17 protein-coding genes are annotated in these 18819 nt (G+C 48.5%); 2 read left to right on the forward strand and 15 right to left on the reverse strand.

Annotation, left to right across the window (positions count from 1 at the left end; genetic code table 11):
• Positions 1-28: 28 nt before the first annotated feature.
• Entirely contained in the window at positions 29-1450 is a 1422-nt protein-coding gene (locus DWX33_RS01655; RefSeq protein WP_122379719.1) for a rhamnulokinase family protein, read from the reverse strand.
• A 94-nt stretch (positions 1451-1544) separates the two neighbouring features.
• Here DWX33_RS01655 and DWX33_RS01660 point away from each other — a divergent pair, with 94 nt between their 5' ends.
• Positions 1545-2432, forward strand: coding sequence for an AraC family transcriptional regulator (locus tag DWX33_RS01660; RefSeq protein WP_005856470.1), 888 nt, complete (start codon positions 1545-1547; stop codon positions 2430-2432).
• A gap of 15 nt (positions 2433-2447) precedes the next feature.
• Here DWX33_RS01660 and DWX33_RS01665 read toward each other — a convergent pair whose 3' ends face one another.
• The gene (locus DWX33_RS01665) at positions 2448-4319 is read right to left on the reverse strand and encodes a glycoside hydrolase family 127 protein (protein WP_008771950.1); all 1872 of its coding nucleotides are present in this window, start codon (positions 4317-4319) and stop codon (positions 2448-2450) included.
• Between the two features lie 196 nt (positions 4320-4515).
• Between DWX33_RS01665 and DWX33_RS01670 the strand changes: the two genes are divergently transcribed.
• The gene (locus DWX33_RS01670) at positions 4516-6060 is read left to right on the forward strand and encodes a HAMP domain-containing sensor histidine kinase (protein ID WP_122379720.1); all 1545 of its coding nucleotides are present in this window, start codon (positions 4516-4518) and stop codon (positions 6058-6060) included.
• Positions 6061-6176: 116 nt separating this feature from the next.
• On the opposite strand, the gene DWX33_RS01675 is transcribed toward DWX33_RS01670, so the two are convergent.
• From DWX33_RS01675 to DWX33_RS01735, 13 genes are all read right to left on the reverse strand, one after another.
• Positions 6177-7259, reverse strand: a complete 1083-nt coding sequence (locus tag DWX33_RS01675) for a dipeptidase (protein ID WP_122379721.1) — start codon at positions 7257-7259, stop codon at positions 6177-6179.
• 47 nt (positions 7260-7306) lie between these two features.
• Positions 7307-8410 (reverse strand): D-TA family PLP-dependent enzyme, encoded by a 1104-nt coding sequence (locus DWX33_RS01680; RefSeq protein ID WP_005868304.1) that lies wholly within the window; start codon positions 8408-8410, stop codon positions 7307-7309.
• Between the two features lie 3 nt (positions 8411-8413).
• Positions 8414-8887 (reverse strand): RidA family protein, encoded by a 474-nt coding sequence (locus DWX33_RS01685; RefSeq protein ID WP_005856453.1) that lies wholly within the window; start codon positions 8885-8887, stop codon positions 8414-8416.
• Positions 8888-8927: 40 nt separating this feature from the next.
• A complete protein-coding gene (locus DWX33_RS01690; protein ID WP_005856451.1) occupies positions 8928-9449 on the reverse strand; it encodes a DUF4833 domain-containing protein in 522 nt (173 codons plus the stop codon).
• Between the two features lie 18 nt (positions 9450-9467).
• On the reverse strand, positions 9468-10787 hold the full coding sequence (locus DWX33_RS01695; RefSeq protein ID WP_005856449.1) for a gluconate:H+ symporter: 1320 nt from the start codon (positions 10785-10787) through the stop codon (positions 9468-9470).
• Between the two features lie 63 nt (positions 10788-10850).
• Positions 10851-11942, reverse strand: a complete 1092-nt coding sequence (locus tag DWX33_RS01700) for an ABC transporter permease (RefSeq protein WP_008771944.1) — start codon at positions 11940-11942, stop codon at positions 10851-10853.
• A gap of 3 nt (positions 11943-11945) precedes the next feature.
• A complete protein-coding gene (locus DWX33_RS01705) occupies positions 11946-13031 on the reverse strand; it encodes an ABC transporter permease (RefSeq protein ID WP_122379722.1) in 1086 nt (361 codons plus the stop codon).
• A gap of 3 nt (positions 13032-13034) precedes the next feature.
• Positions 13035-13769 carry an ABC transporter ATP-binding protein gene (locus DWX33_RS01710; protein ID WP_080707588.1) on the reverse strand — a complete coding sequence of 245 codons (735 nt, stop codon included), beginning with the start codon at positions 13767-13769 and terminating at the stop codon, positions 13035-13037.
• A gap of 86 nt (positions 13770-13855) precedes the next feature.
• Entirely contained in the window at positions 13856-14761 is a 906-nt protein-coding gene (locus tag DWX33_RS01715) for an ABC transporter ATP-binding protein (protein ID WP_122379723.1), read from the reverse strand.
• 13 nt (positions 14762-14774) lie between these two features.
• Positions 14775-15668, reverse strand: a complete 894-nt coding sequence (locus DWX33_RS01720; protein WP_121773230.1) for an HlyD family secretion protein — start codon at positions 15666-15668, stop codon at positions 14775-14777.
• Positions 15669-15695: 27 nt separating this feature from the next.
• The gene (locus tag DWX33_RS01725; RefSeq protein ID WP_122379744.1) at positions 15696-16982 is read right to left on the reverse strand and encodes a TolC family protein; all 1287 of its coding nucleotides are present in this window, start codon (positions 16980-16982) and stop codon (positions 15696-15698) included.
• A gap of 37 nt (positions 16983-17019) precedes the next feature.
• Positions 17020-17649 carry a TetR/AcrR family transcriptional regulator gene (locus DWX33_RS01730; protein ID WP_009276036.1) on the reverse strand — a complete coding sequence of 210 codons (630 nt, stop codon included), beginning with the start codon at positions 17647-17649 and terminating at the stop codon, positions 17020-17022.
• Between the two features lie 132 nt (positions 17650-17781).
• Entirely contained in the window at positions 17782-18786 is a 1005-nt protein-coding gene (locus tag DWX33_RS01735) for a glycoside hydrolase family 43 protein (protein WP_122379724.1), read from the reverse strand.
• Positions 18787-18819: the final 33 nt, after the last annotated feature.

The raw sequence follows: 18819 nt of genomic DNA on the forward strand, positions 1-18819 counted from the left end.
TTTTAAATTTATATGATTTGAAAGTGTATCACCTTTCCGGATAAAATTCCTTGGGAGGGAATGCGGTGGCTATCAGTCTTCGCATCTCCCAACAATCCGTCAGTAATCCTGCCGACTTAGCCTGTATCAAGCAATTTCCAATGGCAGTCGCCTCAGACGGGCCTGCCAATACGGGAATACCGATAGCGTTGGCTGTCAACTGATTCAGCAGATCGTTCCGAGAGCCACCACCTATCACATGCAATCGTTCGATCGGATGTGGCGACATCGGTTTGAGTATTTCCAGCACCTCTTTATAACGATTCGCCAAGCTATAAAATATACAATGTACATAATCGGCGTCCGAAGCGGGAACAGCCTGTCCGGTTTCCTCACAATAGGCCGTGATCTCACGTAGCATACTCTCAGGATTGGCGAAACGAGGATCATCCGGATTGATCAAAGAAGTAAATTCGTTCAACTCCGCCATCCGAACCATATCATCGTACGAATAATCCAATCCGGACCGCTTCCATTGCTCCCGGCAACGTTCCAAGATCCACATACCTGTAATATTCTTCAAAAAGCGAGTCGTACCCTCGATACCCCCCTCATTCGTGAAATTATTCTTGAAAGATACCTCGTTGATGATCGGCTTCTCCACCTCGATACCCATCAAGCTCCAAGTACCACTACTCAAGTAAGCGAAATTAGGAGAAGAAGCAGGAACAGCGGCTACCGCCGACGCCGTATCGTGACCAGCCACGGCGATTACCGGGATTTCCCCGATTCCTGTCTTACGGGCGATCGACTCGCTCAACCGCCCGATCAACGTCCCCGGCATCACCACCGGACACATCAAAGTAGGAGATACACCCACGGCCTCCAAGAGCTTGTAATCGAATTTATGGGTTTCCGGATTCAATAATTGAGACGTGGAAGCGATCGTATATTCACATACCATACGCTCCGTCAACATATAAGCCAAAAGGTCCGGTATGAATAATATCTTTTCCGCCACTTCCTGCGGTATAAACGAGTCTTGCCCCGCCCTGAAAAGCTGGAACAAGCTATTAAACGGCATCACTTGAATACCTGTCCGCTTATAGACCTCTTCCTTGGGAATCCGTTTGAAAAAGTCCTCGGGAGCGCCGTCCGTATAAGGATCTCGGTAAGCACGAGGTAAGCCCAATAAAGAGCCATCCAAAGCCACATACCCAAAATCCACCCCCCATGTATCTATTCCGATCGAGTGCAACCGGATTCTTTGCCGGACGCATATCGTCAAGCTTTCTATAAGAGAAGTATAAAGATGATAGATATCCCAATAAAACCGTCCGTGTAATTCCACCATCGGATTCGGGAACCGATGGATCTCTTTCATTTCAAATTTGGCATCCTTTAAGGTCCCGAGCACGGCCCGTCCACTGGTAGCCCCTATATCAAAGGCTAGAAAATTATATTCCTTCATGGCTTAACAAAGTTATTTGTTTGACGAAAGCAAAAGTAGAAGCATTATTGCTATATTTGCTTACGAAAATGATTTTAAACCTTTCAAATCTGACATGAACGAACTGCGGAATGATTTACTACGTTACTTGACGATCAGCGCTACGGATGAGGAATGGGGAATCGTCGTCACGACGGTCGGATATCAATTCATCCCGCCGGGTTGCGCCTATCCACTTTCCCGGCATCCGGAGAAGTATAATTTCAAGCCTCAGACCGGGCGCATCCTGAATGAGTATCAATTGGTATATATAACGAAAGGTAGCGGGTACTTTTCCTCCCAGTCTTGTAAATCGCAAAAGATAAACGCAGGGACGATGATCCTCCTTTTCCCCGGGGAATGGCATAGTTATTATCCGGACCGGGAAACGGGATGGGATGAGTATTGGGTAGGTTTTCGGGGTATTCATATCGATAAACGTGTGGAGAAGAAATTCTTTACCAAGGAAGAGCCGCTACACCGGATCGGGCTGAGCGCTACGATCGTCGGACTTTATGAGGATATACTGAAGTTCGCCTCGGAGGAGAAATCCGGTTACCAACAGATGATCTCCAGTATCGTGCTTCATATATTAGGCTCCGTATATTATAAGGAAAAGAACAACTCCTTCACGAACACCTATGTCGTAGATAAAATCAACGAGGCACGTATATTAATGAAGGAGAACATCGAGGACCCATTAAGTCCGGAAGAGATCGCTGCCCGTCTTGGTTTAGGTTATTCATGGTTTCGCCGGATGTTTAAGGAATACACCGGCGTCTCCCCCGCCCAATATCAATTACAACAGAAGCTCCTTCGTGCGAAAGAGCTTCTGACTAGTACCCCTTTGACGATCTCCGAGATCGCCTATAGCCTACATTTCGAGAATGCCGGCCAATTCTCCACATTCTTCAAGAAGAAAGAAGGGGTTACACCCTCGGAGTTCAGGGATCGGACACATTGAGCTGGAGTGAACCGCTCAATAAGGTTTATAAGGCGTACGCATGACATTCCATGTTTTTGGTAGCCACACTCTATAACGTTCTGCCTGATTCCACGTATTACCAGCTGATGCGAAATCGCACAGATGAATCGGGCGAGCCTTGCCGTTTCCTTCCAAATCCGTTCCTAAAACCATAGGAACGGTAAAAGCCATCCAAGCGAAATCGGGGGCTTGTACCGGAGTTAATTCCACATAACCATCCTTGCTGACGATCACGGAAGCCTCATCCACATCTCCATCCTTAAAGCGGCTATCTCTAGCCAGCACCAAAGGGCCTCTTACGATCGCTTGAGCCTCGTTCAGCTCCACCAAGCGAGCCCGCATATCCAACTCCACCGTAATTTCATCCCCTTTCTCCCAAGTCCTATGAATCGGTAGGTATGCTCCAGCCAACAGATCCGTTAAAGGCTCACCATTGACAGACACCACAGTTCGCTCACTCCACGCCGGGATACGCAAGGCGATCGTAAAATCACTAGTCTTCTCCGGTTCCACCACAATCCGGACTTGCCCATCTATCGGGTAGTCCGTCTCCTGCGTCATCGACACCCTCGTCTTTTTATCCAACTCTACCTCCACGCTCGAAGCCGCATATAGGTTGACATCGATACGTCTGCCGTTTACCTGATAAGCGAATTGCGGAATCATCGCGAAAGCACGAGGTCCATTCGCATTGCAACAATTGATATGCATACCGCATTGCTCCTCTCCTTCATGCCGCCAGCCCTCCAACGGACTGTATTTCGCTATTTGAGAGGCATCCGCTTTCAGCGAGGCTAGTAAAGCGTTATACATAGCCTTCTCTATCTGGTCCGCATATAAGGAATTTCCGGTTAGTCCGAGCATCCTGTCACAAATCTGCATCCACGTGAACGTCACACAAGTCTCCATCGTATGATAAGTAGGATAAGTCTGTAACGCCTTGCCTCCATACCAGCACTCGAATGCACTACCAGAACCGGCCACATTGATTTCCTCATTGATTATATGATTCATCGTTTTCTCCACCACAGATAAATATAATGGATTCTTAGTGACCTTGTAAAGTTCCAACAAGCCCTCATAACAAGACATCATCTCATATGCTTTTTGTCCATTCTCCGGAGAGAACCAAACCTTTGGATGTGGGAAACGTCCGGCGACAGGAATATCCGCAATCGCCTTACTAATCAATCGAGGGCCTTCCGGAGTCTCCCATTGCTTTACGATGTACTTGGCAAAATCCAGATATTTATCTTGCCGGGTACGATTATACAGATACATCACCGGCTCAAGTACCGAAGAGCTTGGCATTCCTATATAATTACCGGTCGTCACGATATTCACTTTTCCGGGTCCCACCTGCGTCATCAAATGGTCGATCACCCGGCAGGCGGCATCCAAAGCTTTTCGATCCCCGGATAAGTCATAATAAGCGATCAAACCTAAAGCCGTGTATTTTCGCCCCCATATATCCCACTGGTTCAACTGTGCTTCCTCGGAATAGTTACCGATATATCCATTTGGCAATTGGGTTTCCATCAACAATTCCGCTCCATTCTTAATAATCTTGTACAACTCAGGATCTTTATCATAACGGTATGAGGCGATCGCCCCTTGTATCCATTTTCCCCAAAATTCCGATTGCCAGCGCGAGGTCTCTTCCTTATGCCGGAAAGGTTCCACCAAATGATCCACATCTTGAGCTTTCACTCGATACTCGATACAAGCGTCGATCCGTTGCCCCAAATAACCGGATATCCTCAAGTGACGTACAGGATCAGTGTTTCTTACTTGCGCATTCATACAACAAACACAAAAACAAAAGAATAGACACGACATGCCTTTTGTTAATACGGATATACTCATAAACACAATTCTTAAGGTTAATAAATGTGATAAAGATAGCACATTCCACTTGTTCGGAACTTTCAGAATTGACAAAATAAATATGAATATTGACACACAAATCGTATCTTAAAATAAAATATCTATTATTTTTCCCCTGATATATTTTGTATGAATCCCAGTAAATACATATTTTTACTTCAAAAAAATTTAAGTTATGAGGGTCATTTATCTTTTACTATCTTTTATGCTTTGTTTCTACCCTGTCACACAGGCGCAAAACACGACGAATCAATTTATGACACAGGCACAAAGCAGCCTGGAAAAAAAAGACTACACCAAAGCTCGTTATCTTTTTTTACAAGCTTACAAGAGCTTATCCCAAAAAGGTGATTACAAACAGGCGATCGATGCCGGTACGCAGGCGGCTTATCTATATTATCGCGAGAATTATTACCAAGAGGCATTCGATCTTTGCCGCCAGATGAACCAATTCATCTTAACCGAGGAACAGAAGTTGCAGAAATCGCTCTATGAGCAACGCTTCCAAGTAACGAAAGAGCGGTTGGAAATGTATATTAAGCTAAAGAACGCCGCCCAAGCGCAAGTTCAACTCAATACATTAGATAATCTGGCCAGCCAAGCGGGCGATGAGAAGTTATCGAACAATTTATTATATACCCAAGCAGGTTATTATTATACGTTCGGGCAAAACGAGCAGGGGGATGCTGCTTTCCAGAAACTGATCAACCAGTATAAGGAGAAAAAAGAATACGAGAAGGTGAACGATTGCTACCGGAACCTGATCTCTATCGCTCGTAAGGCAAACAACGCCCCACTGATGGAACGTACCTACGACAAATACATCGTATGGACGGATTCCGTAAAAGCTCTTACGGCAGAGGATAAACTAGGGGCATTACAGCAAAAATACGATCAGAGCCTACAGACAATACAGGAGAAAGACGATAAATTGTCTGTTAAGCAATATATGATTGTCGGACTTATCACATTCGTGGTAATCCTGATAGCCGCCTTGCTTTTCTTGGGATTCCTTCTATTACGCTTTATTGTGCTGAACAAGAAATTAAAGAAAATCATCCAGACGACAAACGAGCATAGCGAACAACAAGCCCAATTCATCCAAAACATATCGGTTCAGATGGAGCCTACCTTGAACAAGCTTAGCGCATCCGCCAAAGAATTACAGGCGGTAGCTCCGAAGCAGGCCGAGGATGTATGGACACGGGTAGAGGCTTTGAAACAGTTTACGGTTCATGTCCAAGAGCTTTCCTCCTTGGAGAATACGTTGATGGAACCGTATGAGGTTAGTTCTTTTAATGTAGGAAACTTCAGTAAGAAAATCGTGGAAAAGGTTAAAGGGGATATTCAACCGGAGGTCAATCTCGTAACAGACGTGCCCCAATTGGAGATTAAAACGAACGCCGAGCATCTGGAACAAGTCTTATTGCATTTGTTAAAGAATGCCGCATTATATACTTCCAGTGGTAACATCCGTCTGGAATTTAAACGGAAAGGCGCTCATGTTTGCCAATTTATCATTACCGATAATGGTATAGGCATACCGGATGATCTAAAAGAGAACTTATTCAAGCCATTCAATGAGGCGAAGGATCTAGCGCAAGGCGATGGTTTGGGATTACCCATCTGCGCACTGATGGCTAGTAAATTAAACGGAACCCTATCTATCGATAAGGAATATAAGAAGGGATGCCGGTTCGTCTTGGTATTGCAGATATAAAATAGACTCACCTTGTTTGTCTTTTTACCGCGATGCGGATGCAGTGACGCTGCAATCCGGGTTGCAGTAACACTGCATCCGCATCGCGGTATCACTGCAACCCGGATTGCAGTAGCTTATTCCGGCAAATGCTTCCGTAAGAACTCAATCCAGTTACCAGAGGCGATACGGTTGATAGCATCGTCCGTAAAGCCACGGTATTGAAGGATCGGGAATATCTTTTGGAGATCGGCGATCGTTACTAGGTCATACGGGCATTGCTCCGTACCGAAAGCACCATCCAGATCACTGCCGATAGCCACATGGTTCGCGTTTCCGGCCAATTGGCAGACATGATCGATATTGTTCGCCATAATCTCCATACCACAGTTCATGCCTCTTGGAGTAGACTCGCCTCGCACCCAGTTCGGTACCATCATCCAAGCGTCTAGGGCGATACCGATCACGGCGTCACGCTCTATCAACGCCTTGATCATCTCGTCGCTAAACTGGCGGTTGTGATCTACGAAGGCCCGACAGTTGTTATGGCTCGCCCAAATCGGTCCCTTATACAAATCCAATGCATCCCAGAAAGCCTCATCACATAAATGGGTCACGTCAAGAATCATACCCAAGCGATCCATGGTACGCAACAACTCTTTCCCCATGGCATTCAGATGACCGGTAGAATCCGTACCGTTGGCATACCTTCCGGGGCCGTAATGTGCCGGGCCAACCGCCCTCAAGCCATAAGCATACGCCCTTTCCACATGATTCACCGTGATGAACGAGTCGGCGCCCTCGATACTTAATACATAACCGATCGGCTTCTTGTCGGCGGGTTCACCGTCTTTCCAAAGAGCCAGATGCGCTTCCAAGGCCTTCTTATCCCGGATCATGACCATCTGGCCCTCCTCTTCCATCGCCTTATACCAAGCGAGTTGGCCTTGGGTCTGCGCCCAAGCTTGTTCCGGGGAATGCCAACCGGGAAGTGGATTATCCGGCCCTACATAGCGACCGATCTGGGTGGCGACTACTAACCCGACGTTTCCTTTACGCAGTTCCTCAAACGATATAGTGGCGTTTCCACGGTCGGGCTTATCGGTCATACCGATTTCTCTCCGGTTTATTTCCTTTAGGGGTTGACGCAAATCCCGGTTCCACTCCAAAGCGTTCATGCTAAGGTCGAGATGAGCGTCGATAATAAATGGCTTATTCATTTTATTGATTGAGAGTTGATAATTGATAATTGAAAATTTGATTACCGTTAATAGGTGATGCGACGTGAACGGGCAATGATAGGCCATTCGCCGATCGCCTCACGATCCCGGATCACATAAGCCTTGTCGTATAAAGCGACCGTAGGACAAATATGAACGGGAATGCCATAGAATACGGAACCTAATGGATAGAGCCGACTGTCCGGGACTTCCAAGACCAGATGCTCCTCGCTCTGGGAGATAGGTTTCGCCTCCGGATGGTTCAAGAAAAACACACGGGGCAAAGGACTTTCCGAGGCTACCGCCTTGTAACCAAGATCTACGCAAACATGATGCTCATCCAGCACGGAAATGACCCGAGTTATCAATAAGGCAGCTACCTTGAACGGCATATCCGGATAAGCGTTTCCATACCCCCAATCCCAGAACACAAACGTGCCGGGACTGCATTCGCAATCCTTCCGCTTCGCGTACATCGGGAATGTAGGAGTACCTCCCATCACCTTTACCAATGGATAGGCAAACTTGCGGGATATCTCCCGGAACACACGTTCGGTCAAGGCGTATGCGGCATCCGCGCCTTGGCAACGTACCGATAGCTCCGCGTCATGTATATGTCCGTCGTAGCCATGCAACCCGATAATCTGCAGAGACTTCAGCGGCAGGATGGCATCCACCAGCGCCTCCGCTCTCTCCGGGAGGACTCCGGTACGATTCATTCCCACGTTCAGATCGATAAAGACATCCAAGGTGATATTCCCGGCCTCGCAAAGAGCCGAGATCGCACGGGCATTCTCCGCTTGATCTACCAAGCAGGAGTAATGGGTGGCAGGATATGCCTTTATCAAATCTAATAAGCGGGAAATCTTCGGGCCTACCGGCTGATAGGCTAATAATACATCGGGGGCATTAATATGCCCCAGCATCTCGGCCTCGGCAATCGTAGCGCACTTGAACTTCCGGATTCCGGCATCCAGCAGCATGCGGGATACCTCAGCCGCCTTATTCGTCTTCACGTGCGGACGAAGCCGGTTCGTATCGCCTATGATCCTCTTGGCCAACTCGATATTGCCGGAAATACGATCCGGATAGAACGCCAAGGCTGGCGAGTCTATCCGGTCTACATTACTTATGACGTACCAATCGTCCATGGCTTATTCGTATAATTCGAACAAAGCCTCTATCTCTACAGGAATATTATCGGGAAGAGAACCGAATCCTACGGCGCTACGGGTACCTACACCGTTATCCGGCCCCCATACGGCGGCGAACAACTCGCTACAGCCATTGATCACATAAGGATGCTTTCCGAAATCGGGCGTACAATTTACCATACCCAATACCTTGATCACTCTCTTTATCTTGTTGAAGCTACCAAGGTTCGCCTGGATGGTCGCCAACATGGTAAGTCCTACTTGCTGGGCGGCGAGTTTGCCTTCATCCATCGTCAAGTCCTTACCGATACGTCCGATGATCAAGGATTTATCATTCCGCACAGGCCCGTGACCGGAAAGATACAGGTATTTGCCATCTATCACACAAGGCTTGTAAACCCCGGCCGGAGCCGGTGCGGGAGGTAAGGTCAACCCTAATTTCTCAAAATTCTCATCTGCGTTAATCATGCTCATAATTTCTTTCATTTATATGTTAGTAAAAAAATATATTGATCTATTTCCTGACTCTTTCCGTTACCGGTTGATTCGTGGCGACAGAGATTCCTTGTAGCTCTACATACTCGACGCTTAAAGGATTCTTGGAGCTGGCTTTAACGTAGAGGGATTGGAGAATCGCCTGTTGGTTGTTGATCGTTATGTAGCATACATAGCGGGAATCACGTTTGGTAATCGTCAACTGGCGGGAGGGATAAGCGGTCAATGAGCATACACAAGCATTATCACTCGCCGAGATCAGTTTATACCCATAAGCCATTTTCCGTTGGATATAGCTCAAGCCATTGGTTTCCCCCGGATGCTTTTCCCGATTGACCCAATAAACGTTCAAGGGATCATGTGTATCCAGCTTACCATCCCTCAGATTCACATCGTAACAAACCAAGTTCTTATTCACGCTTCGTGCTATATGAAAAAGCCTCCCGACCGTTGGATAAGTACCTTCCTCCGGGTCCGCCGCAAACGAGGCGACGAAAGGGAAAAGCATAATAACGATACTAAGCAGCCATCTCTTTCTCATTGCTCAATCATTCTTTTATTATACAATCATATTTAAGATCATTACCCCGATCAATCCTACGACCGACACGATCGTCTCCATGATAGACCATGAGCAGATCGTATCCTTTATGCTTAGGTTAAAATATTCCTTGAACATCCAGAAGCCGGAATCGTTGACATGCGAGAACATCAAGCTACCCGCTCCTAAAGATAAAACCATCAAGTTCGGGTTCGCACCCGTTTGCGTAACTAAAGGCATCACCACGCCCGCCGCCGTCAACGCCGCCACCGTAGCCGATCCCACGCACAAACGGATCACGGCAGAGATCAACCAACCCAAGATCAACGGATGAACGGGCAATTGCTCCAGACTTGTCGCCAGCTCATTGCTTACCCCGCTATCCTCCATGATCTGCTTGAAGATACCGGAACCCGCAATGATCAAAAGGATCATAGAGATATCTTTCACGGCCTCCCCATAGACTGCCATAACCGACTTGATACTACGTCCCTGCCGGATGCCCAGCGTATATGTAGCGAACAACAAGGCGATCAGCATTACAATGGAAGGAGCACCAATAAAAGAGACTATCCCGCTCGCCATCTCGCCCATATCCTTAAAGCAATAAGGAATAACCGTCACGATAATCAGTAAAAAGACAGGCAACGTAGCGCTGATAAAACTATTCGCCTTGCCCGGCATGCTATATCTCCCGCTATCCTCTTTCTGCTCGAACAACGTGACCGGACCGGATTTTATATGTTTCAACCGACTGCCGAACACCGGCCCGGCGATAATGATAGCCGGAATCGCCAAACATAAACCGTAGATCAGCGTAAGGCCGATATTCGCGTTGAATTGTACCACCAAGGCTACCGGAGACGGATGCGGGGGCAGGAATCCATGCGTCACGGACAACGCCGCCAACATCGGCAACCCGATATAGACCGCCGGAAGCTTGTATTTATACACGATCGAGAAGATCAATGGCACCAACAACACAAATCCGATCCCATAAAATAACGGAATACCCACGACAAAGCCTGTCACCATCAGCCCCCATTGTATATGCTTAGTACCAAAAAGCGACACCATCACGGAAGCGATCTTCTGTGCCGCTCCGCTCTCGGCCACCAACTTGCCTAGCATAGCGCCTAATACGATAATCAACGTCAACCCACCCAAGATACTCCCGATACCGTTATTCACCGAGTCCGGCAGCTTCTCCAACGGAATGCCCAAAGCGATGCCCGCCAAGATAGAGGAGATCAGAAACGCGATGAAAGCATCCACCTTAAAGTAGGATATCAAGACAATCAATAAGGCCAAACAAAGTACGACAATGATAAATGACATGTTTTTTCGCTGTATTAGTTTATAATCCGTAAACGGGATACAAAGAAAACATTTATTTCCGAACTACCCCTTTTTACGATAACTAATTACCGCTAACAGATTAAAAAAAACAGCAAATAGACAGACAATCACAAAATGTCCCCGTAAATCGGCAAAGCCGCTCCCCTTTAAATAGACCATACGCATCACCTCCACGAAATAACGCACCGGATTCGCCAGCGTGATCTTCTGCGCCCATTCCGGCATACTGCTGATCGGCGTGAACAATCCGCTTAGCAAGGCGAAAATGATCAAGAAGAAAAACGCCGTAAGCATCGCTTGTTGCTGTGTGGACGAGAAGGAGGAGATCGCCAAGCCAAATCCCGTAAAAGCGATCAAATATACGGCGGCAAACAAATAGATCACCCCGAAACTCCCCTCCGGCACCAAGCCGTAGATCAGCCAAGCGATGAGGATCGCCACCGTCAGCAGGACAAAGCCTATCACCCAGAAAGGGATCAGCTTCGACAGCAGGAACAGGGACTTGGGTACGGGCGAGACGTTTATCTGCTCGATCGTCCCTTTCTCCTTCTCGCTCACGATATTCAAGGCGGAGATCGATCCCCCGATAATCGTCAGCAAGAATACCATGATGCCGGGGACCATATAGATCTTGTAGCTCAAGTGGGGATTAAACAGGTTAATCGAAGCCACTCCCCTGCCCGATCCCATAGAGGCGAAACCTTTCTCCCTATTGAAATCCTGTATAATCGAGGAGAGGTAGGAGCTACCCAAGCCGCCCTTGGTTCCGTTCACGGCGTTAGCGGCGATCATCACGTCCGCCCTGCCCTCCTTACCCAAGTCCCGCTCGAAATCAGAGGGGATTTCCAGAATGATATCGGACTCATTGCTCTCCACCGAGGTCAGCGCCTCGTCGTAGCGATCCGACCGGTCTGTCAGGCGGAAATATCCGGAGGATAGTACCTTATCTACCAATTGCATGGAGGTGACGGAATGATCGTTGTCCACGATGCTAAGGTTAATATTTCGCATCTCGAAATTAGCGGCGAAAGGCAAGATGATCAACTGCATGATCGGGATGATGAAGATAATCTTCGGCATGAACCGGTCCCGACGGATCTGCTTGAACTCTTTCTCTAACAAATATCGTAACATAGCTTATAATCGTATTTTAAAACGTTTCACACTCAAGAATACCAGCACGACCGCCATGAACGACAGTATCCCGATCTCCTTCAAGATCGACACGGCGGGAAGCCCCTTGATCATCACGTCCTTCACGGCGATGATATACCATTTGGCCGGAACGATATGGGAGAACCATTGCAGGATATCCGGCATATTCTCTATCGGGAACATCATGCCGCTCAACAACATGATCGGAAGCATCAAGGCGATACCGCTGATCAACATAGCCGCCTGCTGGGTATCGGCTACCGTGGAGATCAGCAGGCCCAGACAGAGGGATACGATCGCGTACAGGATGGACACGGAAACCAGCAACAGCAGGCTGCCTTTTATCGGAACGTCCAGCAGGAAATAGGATAGCAGCAAGATCGTAGCGATATTCACCATACTCAGCAATAGGTATGGGATCGCCTTGGCCAGAATGATGTAGATGGGTTTCAACGGGGAGACCAGCAGGACTTCCATCGTTCCCATCTCCTTCTCTTTCACGATGCCGATCGAGGTCATCATGGCGCATATAAGGATAAGGATCAAGCCCATCACGCCGGGAACGAAGTTGTAGGCGCCTTTCATTTGAGGGTTGTAGAGCAAAGAGGTAACCGGGGTCACGGCTTTACCCTCAACCGCCGACTCGCCTTTCAACTGTTCCGCGATGATCGCCGAGCAATAGGCGATTAGCTGCGTGGCCTCGTTCGGATCGGTAGCGTCCGCCAAGACTTGTACTTGGGCATCGGCCGTGGAAGCGTACCCGGGGGGGAAGACAACTATGACGTGTACCTTTCCTTGCCGAAACAAGGCCCCGGCATCCTCATAGCTATCGACGGTCGTATACAGCTCGAAGTACTCGCTGGCATTCAAGCGGTCTGCCATCTTCAGTGTCAGCTCATCCCGGCTTTGGTCGAAAATAGCGATCGGCACACGCTTGATCTCGGTCGTGATGGCATATCCGAACAAGATGATCAGGATGACGGGCATGAGCAAGAGGATCATTGTCGTGCGTGCGTCCCTGAAAATGTGATAGAACTCCTTTCTAACAAAGGATATGAATTGTTTCATCGTTTATTCTCCTCTCGTTGCTTTTCGAGCCAAGGCGTGGAAGACTTGGTTCATATTCGTTGTCTTAAAATCCCGTTTCAAGGCGGAGGGACTGTCTAACGCTTCGATCTTTCCGTCTACCATGATGGAGACACGGTTACAATACTCCGCCTCATCCATATAATGGGTGGTGACGAAGATCGTGATCCCCCGGGCAGCCGCTTCATAGATCAACTCCCAGAACTGGCGGCGGGTGACGGGATCGACGCCTCCGGTAGGCTCATCCAAGAAAACGATCTTGGGATCATGGATGATCGCCACGGAGAAGGATAGCTTCTGTTTCCAGCCCAAGGGCAGGGAATCGACCAAGGTGTTCCGCTCCTTTTCCAGCCCGAGGATATCCAGCAACTCATCCGTTTTCTGGGACAGCTGCCGTTTAGACAAGCCGTAGATACCGCCGAAGAGACGGATATTCTCCCATACCTTTAGATCGCCGTATAGGGAGAATTTCTGGCTCATGTATCCGATATTCCGTTTGATGGACTCACTCTCCCGGTAGACATCGAAACCGGCTACCCGGGCCTCGCCGGATGTCGGGGCCGACAGGCCGCAGAGCATACGCATGGCGGTGGTCTTCCCTGCCCCGTTTGCCCCGAGGAAGCCGAATATCTCGCCCGGCTCCACCTCGAAACTGATATGATCGACGGCGGTGAAGGTGCCGAAACGTTTGGTCAGTTGTTTTACTTCTATCGCTTTCATTTTTTATCCTTATTTCATAATTACAATGCCGCATTTCTCCAAGATTCGACCTCGCGCCCAATGCGAGGCCCCGCATTTCCCCTCTCTTACAAGGCCATGAAACAATCCTCAACGCTTGGCTCAAGGCGTTCGATGCTTACATCTGCGTAACCTTTGCCTTTCAGATATTCCTGTAATCGCCTCATGACATCCTCCCCATCCCTCCTCAACGTAAGATGATGAGCATCTCCAAAAGCGAAACACGAGTTTGTATCCGGGAACTCCCGCAAGTCTCCCAACAACTTATACATCGATGCGCATCGCACCGCGTATAGCCGCCTATCGAATGAGGTACGGATACCTACCGGCGTATCGATAGACAGGCATTCCCCAGAACGCACCAAAGCGATACGGTCGCAACGGGAGGCCTCATCCATATAAGGCGTAGAGACAAGTATCGTAATGCCTTGCCGTTTCAGACGATCCAGCATATCCCAGAACTCAGAGCGGGAGACAGGATCGACCCCCGTCGTAGGCTCATCCAAGAACAAGACATCCGGACGATGGATCAAGGCGCAACTCAAAGCCAGCTTCTGCTTCATACCACCGGACAGCTTCCCCGCCCGCCGATGCTTGAACGGCTCTATCTGACTATAGATATCCCGTACCAGATCGTAGTTCTCCTCGATCGTCGTATTGAAGACCGTAGCGAAGAAGTTCAAGTTCTCCTCTACTGTCAGGTCTTGGTAGAGCGAGAAGCGGCCGGGCATATATCCTACCCGCCGACGGATCTCCTTCAAGTCTTTCACCACGTCCAAGCCGCAGACAGAGGCGGTACCGCTATCGGCCAGCAACAACGTGGTCAGGATACGAAACAGGGTGGTCTTTCCCGCCCCATCCGGACCGATTAACCCGAACAACTCACCGGAGCCGATCTCCAGCGACAGATCCCGCAGAGCCACGACATCGCCGTAACACTTGCTAATATGATCAATATAAATCTCATTATTCATTATTAATTATTCATTATTCATTAAAAGAAGTTTCCCCATATTGCCCGATCTTCAGATAACCATCGTTGCGGACGGCGATCTTGATGGCATATACCAAATTAGCCCGTTCGTCCTTCGTCTGGATACCTTTCGGGGTAAACTCGGATTTATCGGAGATCCACGTGATCGTACCGGGGTATTCCCGGCGATCATTCCCATAGTCGGCGAAGACCTTGAGAGATTGCCCTAGTTTCAGGTGGGATAACTGATCCGCCGTCACATAGGCACGGAGATAAAGCAAGTCCGTATCGGCGATCTTGTAAAGCGGTTTGCCTGCCGCCGTCACCTCTCCCGGCTCGGCGTATTTCACCAATACCGTACCGGTCTGTGGATTGAGGATACGGCTTTTCATCAGTTGATCATCCAATTGCATGATCTGGTATTGCAGGCCCTCCGCCTCGGCGTCGGCACCTCCCGTCGTCTTGCTTAAGGAGGAGTATTGGGCATCCAGTTGTTTCTGGAGATATTTGATGTTATTCACGATATCGTCCAGTTGCTTTTGGTTACCCGCTTTCGCACGCACCAAGTTTTCCTGTCGCTGTTGCTCGGTTTTAGCCGTGGCGATTTGTTGTTCCAAGACAGCGATCTGCTTACGGATATCCGGCTTGCGAATATCTACCGAGCGAAGGCTGGCAGAGAGTTGCATCTTCCGCAGAAAAAGCTGGGTGCTATCCACGTAACCCACGATGGCGCCGGCATCCAAGCGATCGCCCTCCTCTATATTCAGTTCCATGATCTTTCCGTTGGCTTCCGAAGATACCAAGATCTCGGTTGCCTCAAAGGTACCGGAAGCGTCAAAATCATTGTCTGTATTACCGCAAGCCGTCCATAGAAGGCTGCATAAGCTGATAAAAATCAAATGTCTCATAAATCAATTGTATTTGTCATACTCTATTTAATTCGTTGTATACATATAATTATAAATGGTCATCAAGCGCTGTACACGGTGCGCCGCGGCGGTTTGCCGGGCCATATCCTCGGCGTTGATCTCCCGGATTAGGTCCGTGACGGAAATCACGCCATTCTCCAGCTTCACCTCCGCCGCCTGCTTGATGCTTGTTCTCAGACGGATGATATCGTCATCGGCACGCATCAGGTCCGTCATTTTCTTTATCTCCGTGTTTTGCTGCAAAAGTTGCAGGCGGGTATTGAATAAGAAGGTCTCCCGTTGCACATCAATCAGGCGACGGCTTACCTCGATCTTCCTCCGGTCGTTCTTCAGCGTGTACAACTTCCCCAGATTCCAAGAAAGACGGACACCGGCCACATAATAAGGCTCGAAACTATCCTCCAGCATATTCAAGCCCGGCCGGCCGTAACCACCTTGTACGAAAGCTCCGATACGAGGCATCAAGCCCGCCGTTACCTGCTTGTTTTGCGTCTCGATCCATTCGCTCTTAGCATCCAAGGCCCGTAATTCCGGACGGTTGATTTGCGTGGACAATGAACGCTCGGGTGACTCCGGAGTCTTCAAGACGACTTGATCCGTCAACGGTTTATTGATAAAGGTCGCCAACATCTGCCGATATACCGTGCGAGACGCTCTTAGCTCAATCTCATTTTGGCGGGTATTCAGCAATTCCACTTCCATACTTTCCAGATCCGATTGATTCGCCACGCCATTGTCTATCATCGCCTTGATACGCTCGATATTGACCTGCAACTCCTTTTGAAGCAAAGCGTTCTGACGTATCAACTCGTCTTGCAGCAGGCAACCGAAGTAGATTTGATTCACCCGGTCGTTCAGCGCATACAACTCACTTTCCAATTGCTCCCGGTTGGCGATCGCCTCGGCACGAGTCAAGGCACGGGCTGAATGGGTGCTACCGCCGTCCCAAATCGTCTGGTCCACCTGCGCCACGACTTGATACTGATCCTTGCTCAAGCTAGGGATCTCAAAGCCGGGAAGAAGCGAGGAGATCTTATCGCCATCCAAAGGCAACTTCGTCACGTCGCTCTGATAGCTTGCCTTACCGCTTACCGAAAGCTGGGGAAGCCAAGCCTTGCCCACATTACTCAAGCTATAACGCTCCGTCTGATCGATCAAACCCATTTGATGAATCTGCGGATAATTCGCCCTCGCCCACTCGTAACATTGCGTGATCGTGACCGATTCCTGTCCGCCAACCCTCCCGGCATACCCAAACAGGCTAATTAACAATAATACATATACACCTCTCATATACTCTATGATATGTTTATTAAATTGAACAAATCCATCATCTGGCATCCGGGACCATCAGCTGGGTTATTACCTCGACGATCAAATCCCTGCGCCTATCCATATATTCCTCAAACCGCCCCATATCGTTATCCAAAAAAGCCGCCGCTAGTGGCTTGCGGATCAACAACGGGAAGACCACTAGGCTCACCAAGGTCGAAACTAAATCTATGACCGGCATCTTCCGTAGAAGCCCCTTGTCCATCTCCTCCTCTATCTGACGACGAAGACGCAAGATGGGCTGTATTTTTTTCGGGTCTCTCAGCACGGTCTGGAATAAACGTTCCGGATCTCTGTTTAACTCGCCCACCACAAAACTCGGAAACATCGGGTTCGCACGAACAATTCCCATATACAGATCAACGATCACCGGCATTTTCTCCAGCATCGTACTCTTCTCATCCAAAACCCGATCGATGTTCGGCAACAATGAAGAAAGCAATTGCCCGAAAATAGCGTCGAACAGAATCTCTTTCGTCCTATAATAATAATGTAAGGCCGTCCTGCCAATACCCACTTCTGCCGCCACGTCACTCATGGTAGCCGCCTCGTACCCCTTTCGGACAAACACTCGCTTCGCCGCTTCTATGATGCGAGGCTCCATCTCATTCATGTCTTTCGCTTCCATAATTAAATGTTATTTTTTGTTTTGTCACTATCGTTTGTCATTATAGTTTGACACATGCGTCAAAAGTAGTATAAAAAAATTACATAGCAAATAAAACCTAAGTTTTCTTGCTATGTAATCCTTCTTAAATAATTATTGGATCGTGCGAGCCTCAACTCCTTCGGTTGTAATCTCCACGGGATTGATCAATCCCTCCTCGTTGAACGTCATCTTCTCGATACAAGTCTCCCGGTGGTCACGTGTCTTGACCCCGGCCGGCCGGCGATGGTACACGATGTAGTAATCTTCCGAATTCGGCACATGCATGACCGAGTGGTGACCCGCTCCGTTGGCGATATCGAAATTTTGCCGCAAGACCTCCCCGATACGATTGAACGGGCCAAAAGGAGAATCGGAGATGGCGTAAGCGACCTTGTAATCCGGTCCGGTCCAGCCACCCTCACTCCACATGAAGTAATATTTACCATTCTTCTTAAACATAAACGGGCCTTCCACGTAATCCTTGGGAGTTACCTCTTTATAAATCGTTCCGTCCTCGAACGGTATAAGTCCGGTAAAGTCTTTATTCAAGCGTACCATGTTGCAGTGTTTCCAACCACCGTAATACATATAATACTCATCATTGTCAGTGTCGTGGAAAACAAACTGGTCGATCGGCTGCGCCCCATTCACGATCTCGTTGATCAGCGGCTTACCCAGCAAATCCTTATAAGGCCCTTCCGGACGATCGCTCACGGCAACACCGATGCCTCCGATCTCTCCCTCGTGCACGTCATTCGCCCCAAAGAAAAGATAATACTTACCGTCCTTGTTGATTACCGAAGGAGCCCACATAGCGATCTTCGCCCATTTCACCTCTGCCGTATCAAGAATGGCGGTATGCTTGGTCCAATTCACCAAATCCTTGGAAGAAAAGCAATCAAAGAAGGTTTGCTTCTCATATAAATCACTCGTAGTCGGGTAAATCCAATAGGTATCCCCGTAAATAATTCCCTCCGGATCGGCGTACCAACCCTCGAATACAGGATTACCACTCTTCGCTACCTCTTCGCTTGGAGCCTGTTTAGGGCCGCCGCAGGACATCAAGGCACCGGCCATCAATACTGTGTAAAACAGGCTTTTCTTTCCGTTTATCATCAATAGTAAATTATTTATTAGTAAATCAAATAG

Source organism: Parabacteroides sp. AF19-14 (genome assembly GCF_003635485.1).
GTDB lineage: Bacteria > Bacteroidota > Bacteroidia > Bacteroidales > Tannerellaceae > Parabacteroides > Parabacteroides distasonis.

Excerpts from the sequence above, each read along its gene's own strand:
- DWX33_RS01720 (WP_121773230.1), bottom strand. The coding sequence starts at position 15,668 with ATGAGACATTTGATTTTTATCAGCTTATGCAGCCTTCTATGGACGGCT.
- DWX33_RS01685 (WP_005856453.1), bottom strand. The coding sequence starts at position 8,887 with ATGAGCATGATTAACGCAGATGAGAATTTTGAGAAATTAGGGTTGACC.
- DWX33_RS01725 (WP_122379744.1), bottom strand. The coding sequence starts at position 16,982 with ATGAGAGGTGTATATGTATTATTGTTAATTAGCCTGTTTGGGTATGCC.
- DWX33_RS01660 (WP_005856470.1), top strand. The coding sequence starts at position 1,545 with ATGAACGAACTGCGGAATGATTTACTACGTTACTTGACGATCAGCGCT.
- DWX33_RS01665 (WP_008771950.1), bottom strand. The coding sequence starts at position 4,319 with ATGAGTATATCCGTATTAACAAAAGGCATGTCGTGTCTATTCTTTTGT.
- DWX33_RS01735 (WP_122379724.1), bottom strand. The coding sequence starts at position 18,786 with ATGATAAACGGAAAGAAAAGCCTGTTTTACACAGTATTGATGGCCGGT.
- DWX33_RS01715 (WP_122379723.1), bottom strand. The coding sequence starts at position 14,761 with ATGAATAATGAGATTTATATTGATCATATTAGCAAGTGTTACGGCGAT.
- DWX33_RS01675 (WP_122379721.1), bottom strand. The coding sequence starts at position 7,259 with ATGAATAAGCCATTTATTATCGACGCTCATCTCGACCTTAGCATGAAC.
- DWX33_RS01690 (WP_005856451.1), bottom strand. The coding sequence starts at position 9,449 with ATGAGAAAGAGATGGCTGCTTAGTATCGTTATTATGCTTTTCCCTTTC.
- DWX33_RS01705 (WP_122379722.1), bottom strand. The coding sequence starts at position 13,031 with ATGAAACAATTCATATCCTTTGTTAGAAAGGAGTTCTATCACATTTTC.
- DWX33_RS01710 (WP_080707588.1), bottom strand. The coding sequence starts at position 13,769 with ATGAAAGCGATAGAAGTAAAACAACTGACCAAACGTTTCGGCACCTTC.
- DWX33_RS01695 (WP_005856449.1), bottom strand. The coding sequence starts at position 10,787 with ATGTCATTTATCATTGTCGTACTTTGTTTGGCCTTATTGATTGTCTTG.
- DWX33_RS01670 (WP_122379720.1), top strand. The coding sequence starts at position 4,516 with ATGAGGGTCATTTATCTTTTACTATCTTTTATGCTTTGTTTCTACCCT.
- DWX33_RS01655 (WP_122379719.1), bottom strand. The coding sequence starts at position 1,450 with ATGAAGGAATATAATTTTCTAGCCTTTGATATAGGGGCTACCAGTGGA.
- DWX33_RS01730 (WP_009276036.1), bottom strand. The coding sequence starts at position 17,649 with ATGGAAGCGAAAGACATGAATGAGATGGAGCCTCGCATCATAGAAGCG.
- DWX33_RS01680 (WP_005868304.1), bottom strand. The coding sequence starts at position 8,410 with ATGGACGATTGGTACGTCATAAGTAATGTAGACCGGATAGACTCGCCA.
- DWX33_RS01700 (WP_008771944.1), bottom strand. The coding sequence starts at position 11,942 with ATGTTACGATATTTGTTAGAGAAAGAGTTCAAGCAGATCCGTCGGGAC.